Annotated in this window: 3 protein-coding genes and 2 pseudogenes; 1 reads left to right on the top strand and 4 read right to left on the bottom strand. The window is 64.1% G+C overall.

The annotated features are described in order from the left end of the window. The 4 genes and pseudogenes from ACEN88_RS27055 to ACEN88_RS27040 form a co-directional block, all read right to left on the bottom strand. Window positions 1-249: pseudogene (locus ACEN88_RS27055) on the bottom strand (hypothetical protein); the annotation flags it as partial. Window positions 250-333: 84 nt separating this feature from the next. Then, complete coding sequence (locus ACEN88_RS27050) at window positions 334-1,200, bottom strand: zinc-dependent peptidase (RefSeq protein ID WP_413344633.1); 867 nt, start codon at window positions 1,198-1,200, stop codon at window positions 334-336. A 21-nt stretch (window positions 1,201-1,221) separates the two neighbouring features. Further along, on the bottom strand, window positions 1,222-1,980 hold the full coding sequence (locus tag ACEN88_RS27045; RefSeq protein WP_413344631.1) for a glutathione peroxidase: 759 nt from the start codon (window positions 1,978-1,980) through the stop codon (window positions 1,222-1,224). Window positions 1,981-2,147: 167 nt separating this feature from the next. Further along, window positions 2,148-2,762, bottom strand: a complete 615-nt coding sequence (locus tag ACEN88_RS27040) for a winged helix-turn-helix domain-containing protein (RefSeq protein WP_198119214.1) — start codon at window positions 2,760-2,762, stop codon at window positions 2,148-2,150. Between the two features lie 549 nt (window positions 2,763-3,311). Between ACEN88_RS27040 and ACEN88_RS27035 the strand changes: the two are divergent. Next, window positions 3,312-3,491 (top strand): annotated as a pseudogene (locus ACEN88_RS27035) (OmpA family protein); the annotation flags it as partial.

The following is a 3,491-nucleotide window of genomic DNA, read 5'->3' as shown; positions in this document are numbered from 1 at the left end:
GCCCAGGGCGCCGGCCACGATACCGACCGCCGCACCGGCACCGGCGCCCTGGGCCACGCCTTCCGGCGATTCCTTGGCGCCCGGCGAGTGGATGTTGTCGCCGCCAATCGGCGTCAGGTCGTGCTGGCCCGGCTGGCTCAGGTAGAAACCGCTGATGCGTTCGCTCGGGAACCCGGCGTCGATCAGGGCATGGCGCGCCCGCTCGACGTCATCCTGCAGCTGGAAGTGCCCTGCAATGATCGTGGACATGGATGACCTCCTGCATATAAAGGTGTGGCCATGATGCCTCCCGCTGGGCTCGGTCTCTGTACGCGAGCGCACGCAGCGTAGCCGCTAGCGCCACTGTCCGTAGACCATGCCGTAGTGCTCCGGTTCCGGCGCCGGCGTGGGAAACCAGTCGCGCGGGTCCACGCGGTAATACGCCTGGAACTCCGCATACAGATCCGGATGGCGCGCGGCCAGCTCGTGCGGCTGCTCGAAGAAACTCTCCGTCGCCACGGCGAAGAACTCGGCCGGATTCGTGGCGCCGTACGGATCGAGTACGTCGCGCTGGCCCCAGTAGGCATCGCGCCGCAGCAGCGCGAAATCGCGCGACAGCGTTTCCGACCAGCTCCGGTAGCGCTCCGGGCTGCCGAGGAAGGGCGCGCCGTTGTTGCTGCCCGATTCGCTGTCGAGCTGGTGCGCGAACTCGTGCAGCACGACGTTGTGCGTGCCTTCGGCCGCCAGGCCGGCGCGGCGCACGTGTTCCCAGGACAGCACGACGCGCCCGTCACCCCACGATTCGCCCAGCAGGTCCTGGCGCGTTTCCGTGACGACGCCGGCCGCGTCGTGCTCGCGCCGCGGCACGAGGAACGCGCCCGGGTAGACCAGCACGGCGTGGAGGCCCGGATACACGCGGCTGGGCCGGTTCAGCAGCAGCAGGCATGCCTGCGCGGCGATCGTCACGCGCATCTCTTCCGTCACCTCGAGTCCGGCGCAGCCGACGAACGTCTTCTGGTGCAGGAACTGCTTGACGAGGCGCTGCAACTGCGCGCGCAGGTCGGGCGGCATGCCCCGGTACTGGTCGACGTTGCGCTCGATGATGCCGAGCTGGGCCGCGGTGAGCGGACGCGCCAGCACGCGGCGCAGGCGCCAGCGCGGCAGCAGCCACGCGAACAGCACGCCGAGCGCGAGTACGGCGCAGACGATAGCGGCTTCCATCGTGTTCTCCCGATACCGGCGTTACCGGGCCTCTTGCTTGCGCGGTGCGAAATATGCGGCGACGGCCTCCGCATCGCCGATCAGCTTGCCGCCGATGAAGACCTGCGGCCACGTGGTGGCACCGGAGACGGCGCGCAGCACGCTGGTGGTGATCTTCGCATCCTGCGGGATGTCCGTAAAGACGATGCCGTTCGCTTTCAGCACGGCCTTGGCGCGCGCGCAGAACGGGCAGCCCGGCTTGGAGAACATCACGACGGGCTCGCGCGGCGTGGCGTCCGGGTTGAGGTAGCGCAGCATGGTATCGGCGTCCGACACTTCGAACGGATCGCCTTCCTTGTCCGGCTCGATGAACACCTTGGCGATGATGCCGTCCTTGACGAGCATCGAATAGCGCCACGACCGCTTGCCGAAGCCGAGGTCGCGCTTGTCGACGAGCAGTCCCATGCCTTCCGTGAAGTCGCCGTTGCCGTCGGGGATCATGGTGATGTTGCCCGCCTCCTGGCCGGCCTGCCAGGACTGCATCACGAAGGCATCGTTGACGGCGATGCAGACGATCTCATCGACGCCGTTCCCGCGGAAGGCGGGTGCCAGCTCGTTGTAGCGCGGCAGGTGTGCCGAGGAACAGGTCGGCGTGAAGGCGCCGGGCAAGGCGAACACGACGACGGTCTTGCCCTTGAACAGTTCATCGGTCGTGAGGTCGCGCCACTGGTCGTCGGGGCGCGCCTTGAACGTCACCTGGGGAACGGGTTGGCCTTCCAGGGATTCGGCACTCGGCAGCATGGAGTCTCCTTGATGGGTAAGCGGTCGGGGTGCCGCACCCGGCATATGAGCACGCTTGTCGCCTTTTCAATTGGAATCCTGCAAAAAAACAGCGCCACCCGGCCTCTCGGCGGGGTGGCGCAGCTGATAGCGGCCGCGTCGTGCGACCGCTATCAACGCCAGCGCGCTCAGACGCGCTCTTTGGCGACCTGGCTCGGAGGCGGGCCGAACAGTGCGGCGACGAGCGGGTCGCGGGTCACCGGGCTGCGGTTGACGCGGATCGCGTAATGGGTGTCGTCGGCCAGGATGTGGAAGTGGCGGCCGGTGCCGGCCATGCTCTGCTCGCGCAGGCCTGGACGCTCCTTGCGCGGGGCGGCGCCTTCGCGCTTGGGCTGGCAGATCGCGCCCAGGAAGGCCTTGACGCGCTCCGGATCCGGCGAAATACGGTACACGGCCTTGCCAAGGTAGGTGGCGGTACCTTCGATGTAGCGGGCCAGTTCGATGACGCCGGCTTCGCGCAGGTCGCGGATGTATTTGCGGGCGCCCGACGGCGAGAATTTGAGGAACCAGGCGATTTCGTCGGCGAGCATCTCGTGGGTCTGCAGCTCGCCGATCAGCTTCTGCATGTTTTCGATACGGCGCTGGGTAGCCGACGTCGACCGCACCCGCTCGATCGGCGCGAGCGAAATCGGAGCGCGCTCGGTCGGCTGCGGTGGGACGCGTTCGATCAGTGCAGAGTTACTGGAAGTGTGCACCGCGTTGAGTTCGCCTTGTACCGCATTATGGTGAGTCGCTGCATGCATATTGGTTTACTCCGTGAAAAGGACGATGTTCTGTGTATGGCCCGGACCGCCGTATTCGTGTATGACCACCTGACAACACGCCGGTTCCGCTTAACTGGATACAAGATTGCCTGCCTCATCACCCCCGGTCTGTGCGCCATCCAACATTTCTAAAAATTTCTGAAAAGTTATTCATCCCTAAAAGCAAGAGAAACTCGATTGCGTATTGACGCTCGACAAATTGGTGGGGCTCAACGGGAACCGGCTGCACGGCTTGCAATCGAAGCGGTATCGACCTGACCGCGTGACATGACAATTCCGTAATAAAAGGAGACGTGCATGCACGAAGGGCGACGTTATAAGAAGTAAGCGACGGTTAACCCGCAGTTCGTAACATCCTGAAACAAACCGCAATCATGGCATAAATGGCTACGTTGTAAAATCGCCACAACAACCGGCTGTTAGGTGCGCCAGCGCACTGACCCGAAAAATGGCCGACTTGTAAGCTTGACATCAACATCACTGCAAGCCATGCGATGTCAGTACCTTTACAACTTATGGGAGTTACCTGTGAATAATACGAAGAAGATCGCCCTGGCCGCCGCCATTCTGTGCTCCGCCGGAACGGCCCTGGCTCAGGACACCACCGAGGTCATCAATCCGTCGTGGTACATCGCCCCGACGATCGTCGGCATCAAGCCCGACCATGATTTCCTGACCTCGAAGAAGGACTGGGGCGGCGGGTTGAAG

The organism is Massilia sp. CT11-108 (genome assembly GCF_047302915.1).
Taxonomy (GTDB): domain Bacteria; phylum Pseudomonadota; class Gammaproteobacteria; order Burkholderiales; family Burkholderiaceae_D; genus Telluria; species Telluria orientalis.
The sequence above is the reverse complement of the archived record's forward strand: the minus strand, read 5'-3'. Positions and strand labels throughout refer to the sequence as shown.